The sequence below is a fragment of the Bradyrhizobium sp. KBS0727 genome, assembly GCF_005937885.2.
In the GTDB taxonomy this organism is placed as follows: domain Bacteria; phylum Pseudomonadota; class Alphaproteobacteria; order Rhizobiales; family Xanthobacteraceae; genus Bradyrhizobium.
Genome location: NZ_CP042176.1, coordinates 4,041,357 through 4,059,972, shown reverse-complemented (window position 1 = coordinate 4,059,972; position 18,616 = coordinate 4,041,357). Strand labels below are relative to the sequence as shown.

The window sequence follows — 18,616 nt, the reverse complement described above, 5'->3', positions numbered from 1 at the left end:
ACCGAATTGCACAGCGGGGAATCAGATTTCGCCGCTGATGCAGACCATCAAGGACCTGCTGCCGGCGCAGAAAGCCGCGTGGGCGCTGCATATTTTGACCCAGGCCGGGTTATCCACATGCCAGAAAATGCTGTCCGGCCATCGCCCCGAAAATCTCGATCTGGTGCTGGCGCTGCTGCGGTCCGAGCACGGCCTCGCGGTGCTGCGGGCGATCATGGCCGAGACCCCGCAGCCCTGGTTCGACGAGCTGCTCGACCTCGCCGACATCGCCCAGCTCAAGCGCGACCAGCTGCGCATGAAGCGCGACCTTGACCGCCGCGAGCAGCGGATCCTCGAGGCGAGGGGGCCGCGATGATGAATTTCCTCGATCACGTCTGCGATGCGGCGCCGCTGTATTTCCTCGGCGGCTCGATCTGCCTGCTGGCGCTGCTGCTGGCCGTGCTGATTGCGGTGATCGCCTGGCCGTTCAACTCGCCGGTGCGTCTCTCTGACGAGGCCGCGCTGCCGCCACGGCGGCCCTATCCGCCGCGGCCGGTGTTCGGCCAGCGCCAGATGGACGAGCCGGGCGATTTCGATCCCTCGCGGCTGCCGCGCAGGTGGCAGCCATGACGGGCGCGGGAACGGTCGATCGCCGGCAGTCCGGCGCCCTCCGGGGCACTGGCGGCACCGTTCCCGCCGTTCGCGCGGTGCGCGCCAGGCTGACCGGGTTTGACCATGCCGAGCTCGCGATCGTGCGGCTGGTGATTGCCGACAGCGCGCCGCTCTTGATCATGTTCGAGGGCGAGCCGTTTCTGCATGAGGGTTTCGCCGGCGACCTGTTGGTCTACGCCAAGGCGCGGCCGTACCGCGTCGACCTCGGCATGGTCGAGGTGATCCGATGATCGTGGTGCGCATCGAACTGCATAGCGCCATCACCAAAAAGGTCACCGAGATCGGCCGTATGACGATCTGCAATGTCGGCGGCTCGGTCGAGCATGGCGATTATCGCGCCGAAACCTTGCGCGGCCGTGACCGCGAGCAGCTGGATCGGCGCGTCACCAACCGCGTCGGCGAAGTGAAGCGCTATCCGCGGCAATCCATTCACGTCTGGCACCTGGTCGCCCGCGCGCTGCTGGCGATGGGCTATGCGGGCAAGGCGCTGCAGGCCGAGCCGGCGGATCTGTTTGAGGCGACACCATCATGACCGGAAAATCCGCGATCGAGTGGACCGAGGCGACCTGGAATCCGATCGTCGGCTGCTCGATCGTTTCGCCCGGCTGTTCCAATTGCTACGCGATGAAGATGGCGGCGCGGATCGAGGCGATGGGCGGGCAATCGCACTACGCCGGCACCACCAAAAGGGTCAACGGCAACGCAGTCTGGACCGGCAAGGTCGCACTGGCGGCCAAGGCGCTGATGGCGCCGCTCAAGCGCAACAAGTCAACGACCTATTTCGTCAACTCGATGGGCGACCTGTTTCATGAGGACGTGCCCGACGCATGGATTGACAGCGTCTTTGCGGTGATGGCCGCTTGTCCCGAGCACACGTTCCAGGTGCTGACCAAGCGCGCAGCGCGGATGCGCGATTATTTTCTGCGGCCGCCGGCGAAACGTGACGGCATCGTTGAAATTGCGCGTGCCGACATAATCGCTGATCTGGTCGGCGACTTTTGGGGCGGCGCAGACTGCCATCCACTCGAATGGCCGCTGCCCAACGTCTGGCTCGGCGTGTCGACCGAGCGGCAGCAGGAGGCCGATCAGCGGATCCCGCTGCTGCTGCAGACGCCGGCGGCGATCCGCTTCATTTCCGCCGAGCCGCTGCTCGGGCCGATCGACCTGCTTCGACTTGTCGTCAGCCCGAACGAACGGCGCGATTGCCTCAAGGGCGAACTGCGCGGAGTGATCGACGGCCACACCGCTTGGCTCAAGAGAACACCTCCTGGAATCGATTGGGTGATCGCCGGCGGCGAGTCGGGCCACGGCGCGCGGCCGATGAGCATCCAATGGGTACGCGAGCTGCGCGATCAGTGCGCCGGCGCCGCCGTGCCGTTCTTTTTCAAGCAGTGGGGCGAATGGCATCCCGCCGCCGCGCACGCTGCTGGCGATCCCGGCCGTTTTGCGTTCGGCGACTATGAGCACGATCGCGAAACGATGCTCCAGGTCGACGGCTATCCGCGCCAGTTCACGAAATTCGGCGCCAGGTCGACGTTGGTTCGTGTCGGCAAGACCCGCGCCGGCCGGCTGCTCGACGGCGTGACGCATGACGCATTTCCAGTGAGGGCACCAGCATGAACGTGATCGACACCAAAATGTCGGAAGCACTGGCGCGCGAGGGGCGGGGGTTTGGTCCTGGCGGATCTGGCGCACCCAAGCCGACACCAAGGCCCGAGCCGCGAAAGATCCGCGACGGCGACATCTTGCTGGGGAGCTCGTCGAACGGCGACCAGGTCGGAATCAGCCTCGGCAAGCTGATCGAGGGCCGCATGCTGATCCAGGGCAATAGCGGCGCCGGCAAGTCGATGTTGCTGCGGCGGCTGTTCGAACAGGCGTTCGGCAAGGTGCAGCAGGTCGTGGTCGATCCCGACGGCGAATTCCTGACGCTCGCTGAAAAATTCGACGTCGCCGTGCTGGCCTCGGCCGAGATCCTGCGCGTCGGCGGCCGCGCGCTGGCGCGTCATATCCGTGCGCATCGCTATAGCGCGATCCTCGACCTGTCGGATGCCACCTCGGAACAGCGGCTCGAGACCGCGGCGGAATTCGCCGCCGGCCTGATCGAGGCGCCGGCCGAGCACTGGCATCCGCTGCTGGTGCTGATTGACGAGGCGCAGACCTTTGCGCCGCATTACGACACCGGCGACGTCGAGACCGAAACCCGCAAGCGGGCGATCTCGGCGATCGCCGACATGATGGGCCGTGGCCGCAAGCGCGGCGTCGCCGGCGTGATCGCAACCCAGCGTCTCGCCGAGACGTCGAAGGCGGTCGCGTTCAAGACCACCAATGTGATCGTCGGCCGCACCATCTTTGATCGCGACCTCGAGCGCGCCGGCGACGTGCTTGGCTTTACGGCCGGTCACAGCCGCGCGCTGCGCACGCTCGCCGACGGCGAGTTCATTGGTATCGGGCCCGCCTTCAACATCGCCGGACGTTCGCGGTTCAAGGCTGGCGGCGTCGAAACCCGCCACAAGGGCGAGGCGCCGCGGGTCGAGGCGCCGCCGCCGATCGCGGCCAGCGCAGCCATGGCGTTGCTCAGCCAGGTCGAGGGCCTCGATGCCGACGACGGCGACGACCGCCCGAGGGGCAATCATCGGCCGGCATCCGGCCGCCGCGGCCGCGACTGGCGCGCCGACGAGGACCAGATCATCCGTGACGGCTACCGCGACGGAATGTCGATCGCCGACATCGGCCAGGCGCTCGCCGGAATCGGGTTCTCGACCTCGACCAGCAACATCTCGATGCGGGCGCATGCGCTCGGCCTGGTCAGCGCCAAGGCTGCGGTCGGCTGGTCGGCGGACGAGGACGAGATCGTGCGGCAGGCCTATGCGCGCGAGGTCAAGATTATGGACATCGTCGGCTTGCTGGCCGAGGGCGGTTTCACCCGGGGCAGGGTCGCGATCCAGATGCGCGCGATCGCACTCGGCATCACGCGCGACCGCGTCAATTACTGGACCGAGCCGGAAAAGGCGATTGCGCTGGCTGGCCTCGAGAACGGCAAGCCCTATCGCGAGATCATCGCCGAGTTGAAAGAAGCCGGTTTCGACCGCGGCATGACGTCGATCTTCAAGTTTGCGCAGAAGCACAATTTCGATCGTTCCGGCGAGGCCTGGACCACCGAGCAGATCGAGGAGCTGAAAAAGCTTTACGCCGAGAAGATGCCGGCGAAACAAATCGCCGAGCGGCTCGGGAAGCTGGTCGGCGCGATCAGAACTAAGGCGAGCAATCTCGGCCTGAAACAGCGCGTCGCCTGGTCGGATGCGGATTACATCGCGCTACAGAAGGCCTGGACCGACGGCAAGACGCTGACGGAAGCGGTCGAACTGATCGGCCGGCCTTACGCCAACGTCGCGCGCGTCGCCGCCAACATCAAATTGAATTTCTCGATCAAGCCGGGTGAGCGCGGCAAGGCGGCGTCCGCTGCGGCCAAATCGAAGCCCGCCAAAACCTCGAAGGCGGCGCGATGAAGTCCGAAACCGTCGCCGCGCTAAAATCTTATCTCGAAAAGGTCGAGCGGCTCGAGGACGAGCGCGCCGATCTCGCCGACGACATCCGCGCGATCTATGCCGATGCCAAGGCCGAGGGTTTTTCCAGCAAGGCGATCCGCGGCATGGTGAAGCGCAAGCGGGCGAAAAACCCGGCGCAGCTCGACGACGACGAGACCCTGCTCGAGACCTACATGCACGCCGTCGGCATGCTGCCGGAAAGCCCGCTGGCGGCGGCGATCGCCGCGCTGTCGGTCGACACGTTGGCGCGCGACCAGGTGGTCGACGCTTTCAGCAAGATGGTGCCGCGCAACGGCGAGATCATCGCGCGCGTCGGCGGCGATCCGTTGCGGATCTGGCGCGACGATGACGGCCAGTCGCATGTCGAGCCCTATGTCGAGCCGAAACCGACCGGGCCGAAACCCGGCAGGGGCGCGGCTAAGCGCTCGGCGACCGTGCTCGCGATGGTGCGGAAAGATCCCGCCGCGACGTCGGCCGTCAAGGAAGCCGCCGACAAGGCCGAGGCTCGCGCCAGGCGCAAGCCCGCGACCGACGAGATCGACGGCGGCGCGCTGTCGCAGGCCGAGCAGGATCTGGCGGCGTTCAAGGCCGGGCAGGGCGCAGCGCCGGCTGACAGCGAAACCGACGAGCCGGTCGAATGATGCGGGCCAATCTGATCGAGGCGCGCCAGCTCGCCGAATTCCAGGCTTCGGAACTGGTCGACCTGACCGGCACGCCATGGCGCCGCATCATGCTGTCGGCGCGCGACAACATCTGGACCTTGGTCGACGCCAGCGACCATGCCTGGCTGTCGCAACACATCTGGAACGTGTGGCACGCCGGCGCGCGCCGCGGCCTCGAGTGGCAGCTCTATGCCAAGCGCAACGAGGGGCCGGGGCGGTCGACCGTGCGCATGTCGCGCGAGATCATGATCGAGGCCGAGCCGCCGCCGGATGACGCATTCCTGGCGGCGCATTTCGCCGACCACATCAACGGCCAGACGCTGGATAACCGCCGCGCCAACCTGCGCTGGCTGACCAAGGCCGAGAACAATCTCAACCGCCGCAGCCGCGGCACCGCGCCATCGCTCGATGCCATCGTGCTGCAGCTGATGGCCGAGCTCGGCGGCGGCCTCCAATTGCAGGAGGTGCCGTTTTGATCGACCGCCAGCGCGGCAATATCCTGGTCGAGTGTGACTCGTGCGACCAGGTGCTCGAGACCGAGACCGATGATTTCGCGGAAGCCCGCGAGGTGATGAAGCGCGAGCGCTGGCGGATCCGCAAGATCGCCGACGTCTGGCTGCACGGCTGCCCGAAATGCGGGGTGCCGACATGAGCGGCGTGCAAATCGTTCCCTATTCGGTCGCGTGTGCAGCGCTAGCGCAGGCGAAATCCGTTGATGATGTCAAAGACATTGCCGACAAGGCCGAGGCGATGCGGGTCTATGCCAAGCGCGCAAAGAACCGCGACCTTGAACTAGACGCTGCTGAGATCCGCATTCGCGCCGAGCGGCGCCTCGGCGAAATGCTCGCCGACTTGAAGCGTGTCGGCGTATTGAGCAACGGCGGGCAGCCTCTGCAGTCGCGGGGGCAACCGCCGCTAGACGGATCGCGGGTAACGCTGCGCGCGTTGGGCGTTGATCATAAGCTGTCAATGAAGGCGCAGCACCTCGCTCGAATCGAACCTGATCGTTTCGAGACGCAGCTGCACGATCTGAGAGTCCGCTCGGAGAGAGGAACGGGGCGAGCGCCCGTTACGCTTCGGCCCTCAAGCCATCGCAACGATCACTCGCCGTATGAGTTTCGCGTCAATGGCCGCCGGCTTGGCTCTGTTGCTGTGGGTGAGATCGATGGATTGGTCGCCAGCATCGCCTCGCAATCGTTGTTGTTGCGCTCGATCAAAAAGCATTGCCGGCCAGCCGACAGCCTGACAACCGTCGAGGATTTACTGACGCCTTCGGATTTGAGCCGGCTCTTGGCTGCAGCGAAAGGCGAAGCATGACCGAGCTCGCCAAATACGAGGCCGCCGAGCGGGCGCTTTCCGAGGCGGACTCGGTCGACGAGGTGCTCGAGATCCGCAGCCAGGCCGAGGCCTGGCGCGCCTATGCCAAGCAGGCCAAAAACCGCGACCTCGAGATCAAGGCGGCGCGGATCCGGTTTCGCGCCGAGCGGCGCCTGGGCGAAATGCTGCTGGCGCAAAAGGAAACGGTCGGCCTCAACCAGGGCAGGGCCGGCGCCGGGCGGCCGCGTTTAGGCGATTCCGATACGGAACAGCCTAAAACAGACGACCGACCGACGCTGGCCGAGGCCGGGATCGACCGCAAACTGTCATCGCGGGCCCAGCGGGTCGCGGAAATGGACCGCGCCGAATTCGAGGCGGCGCTCGCGCGTCACGCCGAGGAAATGCGCGGCGGGCAGGGCCGGGTCGCGATGGACCTGCTCAAGGTCGGCGCCGAGGAAAAGGGCCGCGAGCGGCGCCGCGACCTGGCGCGGGTGCTGTCGGACGCCTCGGCCGAGCTGCCGAGCGGCCGGCAATTCGCCGCCGCCTATATCGATTGCCCCTGGTCGCGCAAGGCCGGGATCGGCGACCGCGCCTATGAAAACCACTATCCGACCATGACCTGGCCGGAAATCCTCAAATTCCTGCGCAGCGCCCGCGAGCTGCTGCTGCCGGATTCCTGGGCGTTTTTCTGGATCCCTCGCGCGCACCTGTTGGCGCCGGTCGAGACCGAGATCGAGGTCACGGTGTCGGCGACCGGCGAGGTGGTGTTGGCCCGGGTCGAGGTGCCGCTGTCCTTTGCCTGCCAGCTCGCGCTCGGGATGGATTCCTATTCGACCTGTTTCGTCTGGACCAAGACCGACGCCGACATGCCCGACGATCGCGGCCTCGGCCTGATCGCCTGGGACCAGGACGAGCTCTTGCTGCTGTTCAAGCGCGGCGCCGGCCTGCCGAAACCGGCCGGATCCGAAAAATTCGGATCGAACCATCGCGAGCGGCCGCGCGAGCATTCGCGCAAGCCCGATTTCTACCGCCACATGATCGCAACCATGACCGGCGGGCTGCCGGTGTTGGAACTGTTCGCTCGCGTCGACGCCGAGCACCCGCTGCCGGAAGGCTGGGAGGCTTGCGGAAACCAGGCCGGGGCCGCCGAGCCCGCGCAGCTCGAGGGCCGGGTCGCTGCCGAGCCGTTCGTTCAACATGGAATGCCGGAAACGCAAGGGCCGATCGACGACCGTTGCGTGCTCGACCAGGTCGATCCGTACATCGGGCGATGCGTCCGCGGTTCGTCGTCACACTGCGACAGTCCCGACGAATGCGCGGCTCGCGGAGACTGCAAGATTTTTCCATTCGCGCCGGCGCGACCTGTCGAGCTCGACGAATTCACCGCGTTGCGGGCGATCTCGAATTTTGCTTTTCCCAACCGCGCCGAGATCCTGCCGGCGATAGCGCCGGCCTATATCGCGCAGGGCCTGGCGTTTCGGATCGAGCATCGCAACGACTGGATCTTGAGCGAGCCGGGTTGGTCCCGATTTCGCGCGCTTGAGGCCGAGCGTCGTGAGCTGGCCAAGAACGGCGCCGCCGCTGGCGACGCCTATGCAACGGAACGCGCGCCGCCGCCGGCCGCGGATCACCCAGCCCTGACCGATGCGGCAACGCATGCGCCGGGGGAAGTCATTCAGCAGGTCGACGTATCCTCCGAAACCGCTGATCCCGCCGTGCCGTCCGCGGGGCGACCTGGGTCCAATTTCGTCGAGGTGTTCAAGGCGACGCTGACCGATGACGAGTTCATCGAGTGGCAGGGCCTGGTCGCGGTGCGCGATGGTGATGCCGTCGAGCCCGAGCTCGCGCGCGGCCTGATCGGTTGCGGCTACGCGGTGGTGCTGCTCGAGGCCAAGCTGGCGCTGACCGAGGCCGGACAGAAATGGCTGCGCTCGATCGAGCAGTTCGTCGAGCGCTCGGCCCGCCTCAACGGTGACAGCGTCGGCGTCGAGCTCGTCCGAGAGGCGCGCCAGGTCGACCTCGAGGAAGTCATCGCGGAAGCGCCGGCGGCCGGGCCGCTGCCGCTCGATCTGCCGCTGTTTCTGGCTGCAAGGGAGAATGCTCAATGACACCGGCATCACAGACCACGCTGACCTGCGCCGATGGTCGCAATTTCGATCTGCTTAACCCTGATGTCGATGACGTTTCGTTTCGCGTGATCTGCGAGCACCTCGCCAAGGCCACCTGCCGCAACCACGGCATTTTCAACGGAACTGCTGTCTATCTGACGACGACCGGCGCGCTGCCGACCCCGCTGACGGCGAGCACGATCTATTATGCCATCAACGTCAACCGGGCTGCCGAGACCTTCCAGCTTGCGGCGACGCCGGGCGGGGCGGCGATCAATACCTCCGGTTCACAGTCCGGCGTGCACACCGCCAATCTGCAGATGACGCAGGCGGAAGTCATATCGCTGTCCCGTAACGTCAAGCTTCGCAGCACCTCCGCCACGGCGATGACATTTGTCAACGTCTATGCCGGGGCCGCAGTCGATGTCGACTGGACCGAGTTCTACTTCATCGGCAATGGATCGGGTAAGCGCGGCGTCGAATTGGTGATTCAGAACAGCGCGTCGCTGATCAACATGTCGATCAAGTATTCGTCGTTCCACGACGGCGAGGCGCAGCCGATCTACATCAATCAGGCGTCCCAGAACATCACGACGCTGGAGATTTGCTACAACACCTTCTGGAATTTTGCGTTCGGGCTGGACTTGGAAAGGCAGACTGCAAACAATTGGACTGTCGATCATAACATATTCATGCGCACCACAGGCGGCGGCAGTGCGCACTGCTATGTCATCAACGACTTGGGGGGGGCGTTTACCAACAACACATCCGTCGGGGGCGGCGGGAACGGTGTCAACGTAAACCCTAGCGGCCTTGAAGTTTTCGGCACATGGGGTGGCAACGTCTCTCACGCCAACGGCGGTGCGCTTAATATTGGTTCGGAACTGTCCGGCGACATGGGCTCGTTCTATGGGTGGCTGAACAATTTCGGTGTGTCTATTTCGTCGTTCGTGCACGACTTCTCCATGGCTCCGACTTTGATTGGAAACGCTACCCGCAACATAGACCTGAGTGGTACGGCCGCCGTGGATATGACGCTCAGTAACGCCGTGCTTGGGGGCCATAGTTCGTTCTCGGTTGCGGAAGGAATCCGTTCCGGGCCTTCGTCCGTCGACATTACGATCAATACTGGCGAGTTCTCGACCGTGTCCGGCATTCTCACCGCCCACACCACTTCGGATATCAACTTCAACAGCAATCCGTCGCGCAACCGCGTCATCGGCAGGAACGTGAAGTTCGGGGCGGCGACCTTTTTCGCTAACCCGACGAACCTGACGGCGGGCAGCTACCTGTCGTTCGACAAATACGGTCAGGTGGCGGGGGTCAACAAGACCATCAATCCGTATGGCACGGTCGAGCGCGATGCCGCCGCCTACAACACGGCGGCGCCTTCAGTTCTGATGACCCCGAGCAGTGCGACGTTCAAGCTGGAGAGTTCGTCGTGCGGCCGCGGCCCGAAATGCGAGATCGATAGCGGCACCAGCGTGACCGCCGCCGTTTATATTCGCAAGACCGCGGCCTATAATGGCAATCAGCCGCGCCTCGGCGTCCGCGCTAACCCGGCCGTCGGCATCATGGTGGATACCATTCTCGCCACCTATAGCGCGGGTACTGGCGCGTGGAACCAGATCAGCGGCGCGACGCCGACCGCGACCGCCGATGGCGTGGTGGAATTTTTCATCGACTGCGACGGCACCGCTGGCGCGATCAACTATGACGACGTGACGGTCGCATGACGATCGTCACGCCGACCGGCGGCCAGAAATACTGGTATAACGGCGTTGCGTTCGAGGGCCTGAAGAAATCCGGCGCGACCAGTGGCGACTCCAAATACTGGTACGGCGGCGTGGCGTCGCCGTTCCTGTTCGGAGTGTCGACGCAGAACCTGACGCTGGCCGGGTTCGCCTCGGTCAACGGCTTCGGCGCGCCGGTACTGACCGCGGGCGCGGTGACGTTGTCGCTGGCGGGCTTTGCCGACAGCAACGGCTTCGGTGGCCCGAGCCTGTCTCCGGGTGCGGTGACGTTGTCGCTGGCGGGCTTTGCCGACAGCAATGCCTTCGGCGCGCCGGCGCTATCCTTGAACCTGGCGCTGACCGGCATCGCTTCCGGTGACGCGTTCGGCAGCGCGACGCTGTCGCCGGGGGCGGTGACGCTGGCGCTGGCGGGGTTTGCCGACAGCAATGCCTTCGGCACGCCGGCACTGGCGGGTGGCGCGGTGACGTTGTCGCTGTCCGGCTTTGCCGCGGTCAATGGCTTTGGCGCGTTGCAGTTGTCGGTCGGCACGGTTGATCTTTCCTTGTCCGGCGTTGCCGCCGTCAATGCGTTTGGCGTACCAACGCTGACCCCGCGCTACACGCTGACGCTGGCGGCCGGTATCGCCAACAGTAACGGCTTCGGCGCGCCGAGGCTGACGCCCGCGGCCGTTACGCTGACGCTCGCCGGTATGGCTGCCGTCAACCGCTTCGGCGCGCCGCAATTGATCCCGGGACCGGTGACGGTCGCCCTGACCGCGCTGGCCGATCTCGACCGCTTTGGCGTGCCGGTGCTGCAGCTCAAGAAAAAGACCGGCCAGGGCGGCGGCACCAAGCCGGGCGGGGTCGGCGCCGCGCAGAAATACGCCACCCGGCTGACCCTGAGCGAGGCCGGGCTGATCGTGGCGCTCGAGGCGCAGTCGAGTGTCGCCAAAAACGTCAACACCCGGATGGCGCTCTACGCCGACGTCGCCGGCCTGCCGGGGGCGCTGCTGGCGCAGAGCGCGGTCAAGACGCAGGTCGCGATCGGCAGCAACTCCTATCCGTTGCTGGTGCCGCGCGCCGTGCCGGCGAACACCTCGCTGTGGGCGGCGCTGCATTCGGACGGCAATTTCAACTGGTTCCTGTCGGCCGGGCCGAATTCGCGCTTCAATGCCGATGCGTTCGCCGACGGGCCGTCCGATCCGTTCGGTGCCTCGACCTTGCAGAACAGCAAGGCGCCGGTGTTCGTGGTGTTCCTCGAGGCGATCACGCTGCAGCTGACCGCAACCGGCTTTGCCAGCGCCAATGCGTTCGGCGCGCCGACGCTGTTTCCGCCGTTTGCGCAGACGTTGGCGCTGTCGGGTTTTGCCGATACCGACGGCTTTGGGACACCGACGTTGGTCCCGGACCAGGCGCTGCAGCTGAGCGGCGTTGCCGCCGTCAACGGGTTCGGCGCGCCGCAGCTCAAGCCGGTGTCGACCACGCTGACGCTGTCCGGTTTGAGTAATGCAAGCGGGTTCGGTGCGCCTGAATTGAAGGTGGCCGCGGCGCTGGTGCTGTCCGGATTTGCCGATCCGGATGGGTTCGGCACGCTGAGCCTGGAACGGGCGATCGAGCCCTCGATCGACGAGGCGCTGCTGCTGCGCAGCCGGCACCAGCGCACGCGCGAGCTCGCCAACGAGACGCCGCGCGTTCGCATCTTGTCCAATCCGATCGGCGGCCTGCGCCCGCGTGGGCGCCGGTTGCTCGAAAATGCCGGGAGCTAGCGCAGATGTATGTTGGCCGTGACTTCCCGCCTGCCGATGCGGTCGAGAGCGAGACCTATACGTTCGATTTCGTGCGCGATCTCGCCGACGGCGAGCTGATCATTTCGGCCACCTGGTACTGCACGGTTGCCGCCGGCAGCGAGGCTGCGGACGCCAACGCCGCCGATCATGTCGCGATCGCGGCCGAGTATCAGGGCACCAAGACCATGCAGCACATTTCCGGGTTGGTCGCCGACGTCAAATACGTGTTGCAGGCCGTGGTCGGAACCGATCGCGGCAACACGGTGTCGCTGTGGTCGCATGTGGTTTGTAGGACGCCGTCATGAGTCAGATCGATTACGACGCGGACCTGATCGACCCACATTATGAAATCGACGGGCTGCCGGCGCAGTTTCTGTCGCGCGAGGGCGTGCGCGCCGATCTCACCGTGCTCGACAAGACCGCTGGCGTCGAGATCCCGCAGGGGCCGGTGATGTTGCAGACTTCGCGGCCGGCGGCCTGCGTCCGGGTCAGAGAGCTGATCGAGAACAGTCTCGATCGCGGCAAGATGAAGGATGGCCGGCTGACCTTCAACGGTGCGTCATGGAACGTCGAGTCGACGTTGCCGAAACCGGTGCCGGGCGGCCAGGGCGAACTCTATCTGATCCTGCAGGAGCGCTCCGATGACTGATTCTGTCGACAAGCGCGAAGCTGTGATGGTGCGGCTCGAAGCGATCGCCCGCGACATCGAGGACATCGATATCGCCGCGCGCAATGCGACGCTGATGGATAGCGTCGATCAGCGGCGGATCTCCGTGCTCGAGGGCGCCGAGGAAGTAACCGAGGATTTCGGCAGTCGCCATGCCTCGGACAAGGGTATGGTGATCATGGTGCCGCAGCTGTTGATCGCCTGCGGTGCACGCACGCGCGATGTCGGCAGTGACCTCAACATGATCCGCGCCCGCCTGATCAAGGCGGTCATGACCGATACCGAGCTGCTGGCGTTGACCGTGAACCGGCGCTCGATCCGCTATGCCGGCATGGACAGCGATCTTGCGTTTGCGATGCTGATGGAAGGACGGATGGCGGTCCGCTTTCGGATCGCCGTGATGCTCGATCCCAAAGCGCTCTGAAAAAGGCTCTCTGAAGAAAGGCGCTGTGAACCGCGCGCCTCGAAATCCCCGACTGTAACCGCCCGCGTTATTCGAGACGCTTCATTGCGAATGCGTCGCAACCCTGCCGCCTGCGCGCGGCTCACACTGGAGCATGACCAATGGCAACGTCCCCAAATGACAAAAACTATTCGATCCCGACCGGCACCGGATTCTTTACGCCGTCGATCGGCACCGGCGCCGGCGCGCGACGCTCGCTGGGCAACATCGTCAACTTCACGATCTCGTCCGCCGTAACCACCAAGGAGCACACCAAAAACTCCGGCGGCAAGCGTACCGTCGACAAGAAGATCATCACCCAGGTCGGTGCGACCGCCAAGTTCGCCCTCGACGAGATCACGGCGGCAAACCTCGAATATTTCGCGCTCGGGCTGCGCCAGGAGCAATCGGATGGCAGCTTTATCATCAAGGGGTTGTCGCAGACCCGGTTCGAGGGGTTCCTCGAGGTGATCGGCGACAACGACACCGGCAACCAGGTCGACTGGTCGGGCGATGTCTCGTTCATTCCGTCCGGCGATTTCAGCATCATCAAGGACAATGACGACTGGAGCACCATCGCCATCGAGGCGACCGTGCAGGCAGATTCCGACGGCGATTTCGGTACCTGGGCGATTCGCGAAGAGGCCTGAGCCAGCCTCCTGGCGCAATGGGGCGACGGCCTTAGCAGCGATTCGGGCCGTCGCTTCCCTCTTAGTTGAAGGCTCCCGCAAACAAGGCAGGAAACAAAGGAAATGGCTCAATGAACGACCTGTTGCATTTTGTGCCCTTAACGGAATCCGTCACCATCCGCGGCAATAAGATCAAGCTGCGCGGCGTCGATATCGAGGATCTCGGGCAAATCATCTATCGGTTCCCAGAACTGCTGCCGGTCTTTAAGCAAATGATCCAGACCCGCAGCTTCGACATCTCCAGCGCCGGCATTTCGAACCAGGCGATGGTCGCGATGATAGTCGCCGGCGCCGGCGAATCCGGCAATGAGGCGATGGAAAAGTCGTTTGCCAATCTGTCGCTCGGCGAGCGCGTCGATCTGTTCAAGTCGGTGTTCCGCATCACCGCGCCAGGCGGCATTGGCCCTTTCGCCGACCTCCTGCGCGCCGCGATCGGGCCGGACGCAGGGGCGATCGAGCAAGAGGCGGTCGCGCCGAAAAAGAAGCGAGCGGGCATCAAGGTCCAGGTGCGGCCCTAGCGGCCCTAGTCGACGCCGCCGATTTCCTGATCGGCTCGGGCTATTCGCGCGCCGACGTGCTCGCAATGACGCCGCGCGAGATCATGTTCGCGGTGCAGCCGGCGATGGAGCGCGAGAACCGAAGACGGGCCGACGCGCTGGCGATCGCAACCCTCGCCACGCACGATCCGAAACAGGCTAGCGAAGAAATCGAGGCTCTGGGCTGATGGCGAATTTCCGTTTTAAGAGCGGCGATTTCAAAAAGGCGCTTTCGTCCGACCTCGACAAGATGGCCATCGCGGCCACGGCCGCGATGGCCGAGACGGCAAACGCGGCCAAGACGGCCGGCCGCGCCAGCATCGCGCAGGCCGGCTTTTCCGCGAAATGGCAGAACGCGCTGCGCGCCAACCTCTATCCGTCGAGCGGCAACTCGCTGTCGCCGGCGGCGCTAATCTTCGATCGGATCGGTTATTCGGAAATTTTCCAGACCGGCGGCGACATCGCCGGCCATCCGCTGCTGTGGTTGCCGATCGAGGCCAATCTGCCGGGATCGGCGACCAAATGGACGCCGGCGCGCTATGCGCAAAGCGTCGGTCCGTTGCTGTCGGTCAATCTGCCGGGGCGGCGGCCGATGCTGTTTGCCGCCAAGAAGCGCGGGCCGCCGCTGTTTGTCGGTGTCGACCAGGTGACCTTGCGCAAGCGGTTCAATGTCGACGAGGCGGTCGCCAGCGAGGCGGCCAAGCTGCCGGCGCGCTACGCCGCCAAATTGAAAGAGTAATCTTAAGATGGCTACGGCCAATATTTCCAACCGGATCTCGCTCGACGGCGGCGACGACATTCGCAAGCAGGTGCTGGCGATCGCCGACGAGGCCGACCGGCTGTTCAAAGGCATCCAGAATCTGGCCGACCAGTTCGGCCGGATCGATGCCTCGAAGCTATCGGCGACCAGCTCGCAGATCGCCGGCACGGCACAGGCCGCCGGCCAGGCCTCAGGTCAGGTGCAGGGCTTCGGCGACGGCCTGCTGGCGTTTGCCGGCAAGACCGCGCTCGGCATCGGCGCGCTGGCGCTTGCCGCCGGCGGCATCATCGCCTCGATCGCGAGTTCGGCGGCAACCACGACCTCGGCGCTGCAGGAATCGGCCGCTAAGCTCGGGCTGACGGTGCAGACCTATCAGGCGCTGAAGAAGGGCGCCGATGACGCCAATATTTCCGTCGATAGTTTGAACCGGATGCTCGGCAATATCGATCGCGCCGCGACCGCCGCCGGCGGCAGCATCGCACGCGTGATTCCGACCGATACCGCCGGCCGGTTCGAGGCGACCGGGGCCTCGCTGCGGCAGGTCGCCGGCGGGCTCGCCGTGGCGCAGCAATCGACCGATGCGTTCGGCCGCTCGGCGGGGCAGTCGATCGACCTGGTGCAGAAGTTCGGCGACACCACCGTCAAGATTTTCAACGGCGTGTCGCAGTCGTCGTTCGATCTCGCCAAGTCCAGCGACAGCGTTCGGCAGGGCGCCAAGGCGGCGGCCGGCGCGCTTTCCGAGCTCGGCATCAGCGCGCAGCTGCTGTCGACGCTGACGCCGGACCAGCGCCTGCAGCTGATCGCGATCCAGCTCGACAAGCTGCCGGACGGTGCGGCCAAAGCCGCGGTGGCGGCCAAGCTGTTCGGCGAGGAGTGGCGCAACGCGCTCGACTTCATCAAGGCGCTGCCGTCCACACTGGCCGACAGCGATGGCTCCTTGCGCGCCTTTTCCGATTCCGAAATTGCCTCGGGCAAGAAGCTCAAGGACGCCTTGAGCGAGCTCGGCGCAGCTTTCAGCTTCCTCAAGGACAAGATCGGACTGTTGTTTGCGCCGGGGCAGACTACGCGCGCCGAATGGCTGACCAGCCTGATCGACGATGCGCGCAAGCTGTTGTTCGGGTTCATCGAAGCCGACGACGCCAAGAAGAAATTGCTGGAGACCGGCAAGTTCGATTTCTTCAAGGATCTCGACCTGGAAAAATTCCAGGCGTTCTTGAACCAGTCCGGCGAGAGCGGGTTGGCGAAGGCGATCGGCGTCATCAACGACGTCTCGAAGGACCTGGCGCTGGTCTGGAGCAATGTGCTGATCCCGGCAGGCACCGTGATCATCGCCGCCTTCAACGGCATCGCGGAGGCCATCAATTCGGCATTCGGCACCGACATCTCCGGGCGCTTCGTCGCAATCGTGGCGGCGATCGGGCTGGTGACCGGCGCGTTCGGCGGATTGCGCGCGGTGTTTTCCCCGGTGGTGGCGCTGTTCGGCTTCCTGTTGTCCTCGATCGGCGCGATCGGGCCGCTGCTGCTGGCCGGCGGCCTGGCGGTGCGGGCGTTCTGGACCGAATTCCGCGCCGGCGGAACCGTGGCCGTCAACGCAGTGCGGGCCGAAAGCGCAGGCTTTCTGGCGGCGTTCGCGCAACTGGCGCGCGGCAATTTCGCCGGCGCATGGATGCTGTTCAAGAGCGCGGCGCTCGATGCGTTCGATGTCGTCACCGGCGCGCTCGGCAAGATCTTCGGTGGCCCGGGCTCGGAGGTTTTTGCCAACGTCACGCGGCTGATCTCCGGCGTGTCGCTGGCGGCGGCAGGGCTGGCTGCGATCTTCAATGCGATCTTCGGCACCAACATCAACTCCCAGGGGCTGTTGCTGGTCGCGATCCTGGCGCAGCTGACCGGCGCGTTCGGATTATTGCGCGCGGCGGGTCTGGTGCTGGCGACGGTCCTGACCCCGATCGGGGCGGCGTTTGCCGCGGTCGCGGCGAGCGCGATCATCCTGGCGCGCCAGTTTCCCGATCTCGGCAAGTCGTGGGAGCTAGTGACGCAGTCGTTTTCCAACCTGCTCGCCGGCGATTTCGACAAGGCGTTCAAGCAGCTCGGCGAGGCATTTTCGGGCGTGTGGGACAACCTCAAAAATGAGGGCGTCCTGACCTGGGCCATTCTCGGCGCCGGCGCGATCGCGGTTTCCTCGGCGGTCGGCGGCCTGATCGGACAGGTACGGACGCTTGCTGCGCTGCTGCTGTCGGTGACGCCGGTGCTGGCGGCGCTGGCTTCGGCCGGCCTGATCGCCAATGATTTCACCAAGGGCATCGGGCCGCTGGAGGAGTTCGAGAACAAGGTTAAGGATCTCAACGCCCAGTTTCGCGACGGCAGGATCGATGCCGCCGAATATAACAAGCAGATGCAGGCGCTGCACGCCTCGAGCGATGCGGCCAAGGACAGCAACGCAGGCACCACCAGGAGTTTTGCCGACAACTGGAAATCGGCGCTCGACCAGATCAACGCCGCGCTCGGCACGGCCGCCTCGACCGGCAAGCAGGTGGCCGATGGCATCGCGCCGCCATTCAATGCGGCCGCCGAGAACATTGCGAGCGGCTTCAACAAGGCGGCGACCCGCTCCTTCAACGGCTTCCGCGAGATCGGCACCGGCGCCTGGCAGAAGATCCAGGCCGACGGCGCCACGGCCTCGGACGCCGTTTCGAACGGCTTCAAGAAGGCCGCCGACGGATCGTTCAACGGCTTTCGCGAAATCGCCAAGGGCGTCTGGCAGCAGATCCCGCAGGACGCGAAGGCCTCCGGCGATGCGGTCAAGCAGGTCACCGACGAGCAATGGAAGGCCATCAACGACACCATCACCTCCTCGCTGGAGGGCGCCAAGAAGGCGCTGGATTCCTTCAGCGTCGGCGGTCAGGTCACGCAGGACCTGTCGACTCTCAGCCAGGGCTTTGCCGCGGTCGGCCAGAGCACTCAGGACCTCGGCCCGCGCATCAACGCGGCGTTGACGGCGCTGCAATCCGACGTTTCCGCGGCGGCGAGCCAGTTCCAGACGCTCACCGGCAGCGTGGAGGCGGTCGGACCTGCGATCGACACTACGGCCAAGGGCGCCGGCGGCCTCGGCCATGCCTTCGCCGGCATCACGTTCGACGGCTCCAGCATCACCAGCTCGCTCGATGGCCTGATCAGCAAGCTGTCGGATGCGGCCAACGCGGCGCAGGCCACGGCTACCGCGATCGCCTCGCTCGGGATCGCCAACAATGGCGGATTGCCGGCGGTGCCGTTCGCCGCCGGCGGCTTCACCGGCGCCGGCGGCACCTTCGAGCCGGCCGGCATCGTGCATAGGGGCGAGTATGTGCAGCCCGCCCATGTGGTGCGGCAATCCGGCGTACTGGCGTTCATGGAAATTCTGCGCATGGTCGGCGGCGATCTGCACAAGGCCTTCGCCAGCTTCGGGATGATGCCGCGCGGCTTCTCGATGGGCGGGCTCGTCGATTCGATGTCGCGCCAGATCGCCTTCGCGCCGCCGCGGCTGAGTTATGCCGGCGGCGGCCTGGTCAATCCACTGGCCGCCGGCCTGCATCCGATCACGCTGCAATTCGGCTCCGGCGATGGCGCGCGCACCGTCAGCGGATTGCACGCCACGCCGGCGCGCGCGCGCGAGCTGGAAAAAGAGGCGCTGTTCGACCGGATGCGATCGAGCCGGGCGCCAGCGCGCGGATCGAAGGGTTAGC

21 protein-coding genes are annotated in these 18,616 nt (G+C 65.3%); all 21 read left to right on the top strand.

What is annotated here, in order from left to right; genetic code table 11:
* Positions 1-37 precede the first annotated feature (37 nt).
* Positions 38-355, top strand: a complete 318-nt coding sequence (locus FFI89_RS18845; protein ID WP_138839129.1) for a hypothetical protein — start codon at positions 38-40, stop codon at positions 353-355.
* Complete coding sequence (locus FFI89_RS18840; protein ID WP_138839127.1) at positions 352-609, top strand: hypothetical protein; 258 nt, start codon at positions 352-354, stop codon at positions 607-609. Before FFI89_RS18845 ends, FFI89_RS18840 begins: the two co-directional genes overlap by 4 nt.
* Complete coding sequence (locus FFI89_RS18835) at positions 606-881, top strand: hypothetical protein (RefSeq protein WP_138839125.1); 276 nt, start codon at positions 606-608, stop codon at positions 879-881. The genes FFI89_RS18840 and FFI89_RS18835 overlap by 4 nt, the downstream gene beginning before the upstream one ends.
* Positions 878-1,183, top strand: coding sequence for a hypothetical protein (locus tag FFI89_RS18830; RefSeq protein ID WP_138839123.1), 306 nt, complete (start codon positions 878-880; stop codon positions 1,181-1,183). Before FFI89_RS18835 ends, FFI89_RS18830 begins: the two co-directional genes overlap by 4 nt.
* On the top strand, positions 1,180-2,271 hold the full coding sequence (locus FFI89_RS18825) for a DUF5131 family protein (RefSeq protein ID WP_138839121.1): 1,092 nt from the start codon (positions 1,180-1,182) through the stop codon (positions 2,269-2,271). The genes FFI89_RS18830 and FFI89_RS18825 overlap by 4 nt, the downstream gene beginning before the upstream one ends.
* Positions 2,268-4,157 carry a helicase HerA domain-containing protein gene (locus tag FFI89_RS18820; protein ID WP_138839119.1) on the top strand — a complete coding sequence of 630 codons (1,890 nt, stop codon included), beginning with the start codon at positions 2,268-2,270 and terminating at the stop codon, positions 4,155-4,157. Before FFI89_RS18825 ends, FFI89_RS18820 begins: the two co-directional genes overlap by 4 nt.
* A complete protein-coding gene (locus tag FFI89_RS18815) occupies positions 4,154-4,837 on the top strand; it encodes a GapR family DNA-binding domain-containing protein (RefSeq protein WP_138839117.1) in 684 nt (227 codons plus the stop codon). Before FFI89_RS18820 ends, FFI89_RS18815 begins: the two co-directional genes overlap by 4 nt.
* The gene (locus FFI89_RS18810; protein WP_138839115.1) at positions 4,834-5,334 is read left to right on the top strand and encodes an HNH endonuclease; all 501 of its coding nucleotides are present in this window, start codon (positions 4,834-4,836) and stop codon (positions 5,332-5,334) included. The genes FFI89_RS18815 and FFI89_RS18810 overlap by 4 nt, the downstream gene beginning before the upstream one ends.
* Complete coding sequence (locus tag FFI89_RS18805; protein ID WP_138839113.1) at positions 5,331-5,510, top strand: hypothetical protein; 180 nt, start codon at positions 5,331-5,333, stop codon at positions 5,508-5,510. Before FFI89_RS18810 ends, FFI89_RS18805 begins: the two co-directional genes overlap by 4 nt.
* The gene (locus FFI89_RS18800) at positions 5,507-6,175 is read left to right on the top strand and encodes a hypothetical protein (protein ID WP_138839111.1); all 669 of its coding nucleotides are present in this window, start codon (positions 5,507-5,509) and stop codon (positions 6,173-6,175) included. The genes FFI89_RS18805 and FFI89_RS18800 overlap by 4 nt, the downstream gene beginning before the upstream one ends.
* Positions 6,172-8,283, top strand: coding sequence for a hypothetical protein (locus FFI89_RS18795; protein ID WP_138839109.1), 2,112 nt, complete (start codon positions 6,172-6,174; stop codon positions 8,281-8,283). Before FFI89_RS18800 ends, FFI89_RS18795 begins: the two co-directional genes overlap by 4 nt.
* On the top strand, positions 8,280-10,019 hold the full coding sequence (locus FFI89_RS35295; RefSeq protein WP_138839107.1) for a hypothetical protein: 1,740 nt from the start codon (positions 8,280-8,282) through the stop codon (positions 10,017-10,019). Before FFI89_RS18795 ends, FFI89_RS35295 begins: the two co-directional genes overlap by 4 nt.
* Positions 10,016-11,782 (top strand): hypothetical protein, encoded by a 1,767-nt coding sequence (locus FFI89_RS18785; protein ID WP_138839105.1) that lies wholly within the window; start codon positions 10,016-10,018, stop codon positions 11,780-11,782. The genes FFI89_RS35295 and FFI89_RS18785 overlap by 4 nt, the downstream gene beginning before the upstream one ends.
* Positions 11,783-11,787: 5 nt before the next feature.
* Positions 11,788-12,108: a hypothetical protein gene (locus tag FFI89_RS18780; RefSeq protein WP_138839103.1), complete on the top strand. Its 321-nt coding sequence runs from the start codon at positions 11,788-11,790 to the stop codon at positions 12,106-12,108.
* Positions 12,105-12,452, top strand: coding sequence for a hypothetical protein (locus FFI89_RS18775; RefSeq protein ID WP_138839100.1), 348 nt, complete (start codon positions 12,105-12,107; stop codon positions 12,450-12,452). Before FFI89_RS18780 ends, FFI89_RS18775 begins: the two co-directional genes overlap by 4 nt.
* Positions 12,445-12,894: a hypothetical protein gene (locus FFI89_RS18770; protein WP_138839098.1), complete on the top strand. Its 450-nt coding sequence runs from the start codon at positions 12,445-12,447 to the stop codon at positions 12,892-12,894. Before FFI89_RS18775 ends, FFI89_RS18770 begins: the two co-directional genes overlap by 8 nt.
* 140 nt (positions 12,895-13,034) lie before the next feature.
* Positions 13,035-13,562, top strand: coding sequence for a hypothetical protein (locus FFI89_RS18765; RefSeq protein ID WP_138839096.1), 528 nt, complete (start codon positions 13,035-13,037; stop codon positions 13,560-13,562).
* Positions 13,563-13,672: 110 nt separating this feature from the next.
* Positions 13,673-14,119, top strand: coding sequence for a hypothetical protein (locus tag FFI89_RS18760; RefSeq protein ID WP_138839094.1), 447 nt, complete (start codon positions 13,673-13,675; stop codon positions 14,117-14,119).
* A gap of 65 nt (positions 14,120-14,184) precedes the next feature.
* Positions 14,185-14,325 (top strand): hypothetical protein, encoded by a 141-nt coding sequence (locus FFI89_RS34435; RefSeq protein WP_168212946.1) that lies wholly within the window; start codon positions 14,185-14,187, stop codon positions 14,323-14,325.
* Positions 14,325-14,876 carry a DUF6441 family protein gene (locus tag FFI89_RS18755; protein ID WP_138839092.1) on the top strand — a complete coding sequence of 184 codons (552 nt, stop codon included), beginning with the start codon at positions 14,325-14,327 and terminating at the stop codon, positions 14,874-14,876. Before FFI89_RS34435 ends, FFI89_RS18755 begins: the two co-directional genes overlap by 1 nt.
* 7 nt (positions 14,877-14,883) lie before the next feature.
* Positions 14,884-18,615 carry a hypothetical protein gene (locus FFI89_RS18750; RefSeq protein ID WP_138839090.1) on the top strand — a complete coding sequence of 1,244 codons (3,732 nt, stop codon included), beginning with the start codon at positions 14,884-14,886 and terminating at the stop codon, positions 18,613-18,615.
* The last annotated feature ends 1 nt before the right edge of the window (position 18,616 follow it).

Bases quoted from the DNA above. Each gene is read 5' to 3' on its own strand.
- FFI89_RS18845 (WP_138839129.1), top strand. From the start codon at position 38: ATGCAGACCATCAAGGACCTGCTGCCGGCGCAGAAAGCCGCGTGGGCG.
- FFI89_RS18840 (WP_138839127.1), top strand. From the start codon at position 352: ATGATGAATTTCCTCGATCACGTCTGCGATGCGGCGCCGCTGTATTTC.
- FFI89_RS18835 (WP_138839125.1), top strand. From the start codon at position 606: ATGACGGGCGCGGGAACGGTCGATCGCCGGCAGTCCGGCGCCCTCCGG.
- FFI89_RS18830 (WP_138839123.1), top strand. From the start codon at position 878: ATGATCGTGGTGCGCATCGAACTGCATAGCGCCATCACCAAAAAGGTC.
- FFI89_RS18825 (WP_138839121.1), top strand. From the start codon at position 1,180: ATGACCGGAAAATCCGCGATCGAGTGGACCGAGGCGACCTGGAATCCG.
- FFI89_RS18820 (WP_138839119.1), top strand. From the start codon at position 2,268: ATGAACGTGATCGACACCAAAATGTCGGAAGCACTGGCGCGCGAGGGG.
- FFI89_RS18815 (WP_138839117.1), top strand. From the start codon at position 4,154: ATGAAGTCCGAAACCGTCGCCGCGCTAAAATCTTATCTCGAAAAGGTC.
- FFI89_RS18810 (WP_138839115.1), top strand. From the start codon at position 4,834: ATGATGCGGGCCAATCTGATCGAGGCGCGCCAGCTCGCCGAATTCCAG.
- FFI89_RS18800 (WP_138839111.1), top strand. From the start codon at position 5,507: ATGAGCGGCGTGCAAATCGTTCCCTATTCGGTCGCGTGTGCAGCGCTA.
- FFI89_RS18795 (WP_138839109.1), top strand. From the start codon at position 6,172: ATGACCGAGCTCGCCAAATACGAGGCCGCCGAGCGGGCGCTTTCCGAG.
- FFI89_RS35295 (WP_138839107.1), top strand. From the start codon at position 8,280: ATGACACCGGCATCACAGACCACGCTGACCTGCGCCGATGGTCGCAAT.
- FFI89_RS18785 (WP_138839105.1), top strand. From the start codon at position 10,016: ATGACGATCGTCACGCCGACCGGCGGCCAGAAATACTGGTATAACGGC.
- FFI89_RS18780 (WP_138839103.1), top strand. From the start codon at position 11,788: ATGTATGTTGGCCGTGACTTCCCGCCTGCCGATGCGGTCGAGAGCGAG.
- FFI89_RS18775 (WP_138839100.1), top strand. From the start codon at position 12,105: ATGAGTCAGATCGATTACGACGCGGACCTGATCGACCCACATTATGAA.
- FFI89_RS18770 (WP_138839098.1), top strand. From the start codon at position 12,445: ATGACTGATTCTGTCGACAAGCGCGAAGCTGTGATGGTGCGGCTCGAA.
- FFI89_RS18765 (WP_138839096.1), top strand. From the start codon at position 13,035: ATGGCAACGTCCCCAAATGACAAAAACTATTCGATCCCGACCGGCACC.
- FFI89_RS18760 (WP_138839094.1), top strand. From the start codon at position 13,673: ATGAACGACCTGTTGCATTTTGTGCCCTTAACGGAATCCGTCACCATC.
- FFI89_RS34435 (WP_168212946.1), top strand. From the start codon at position 14,185: ATGACGCCGCGCGAGATCATGTTCGCGGTGCAGCCGGCGATGGAGCGC.
- FFI89_RS18755 (WP_138839092.1), top strand. From the start codon at position 14,325: ATGGCGAATTTCCGTTTTAAGAGCGGCGATTTCAAAAAGGCGCTTTCG.
- FFI89_RS18750 (WP_138839090.1), top strand. From the start codon at position 14,884: ATGGCTACGGCCAATATTTCCAACCGGATCTCGCTCGACGGCGGCGAC.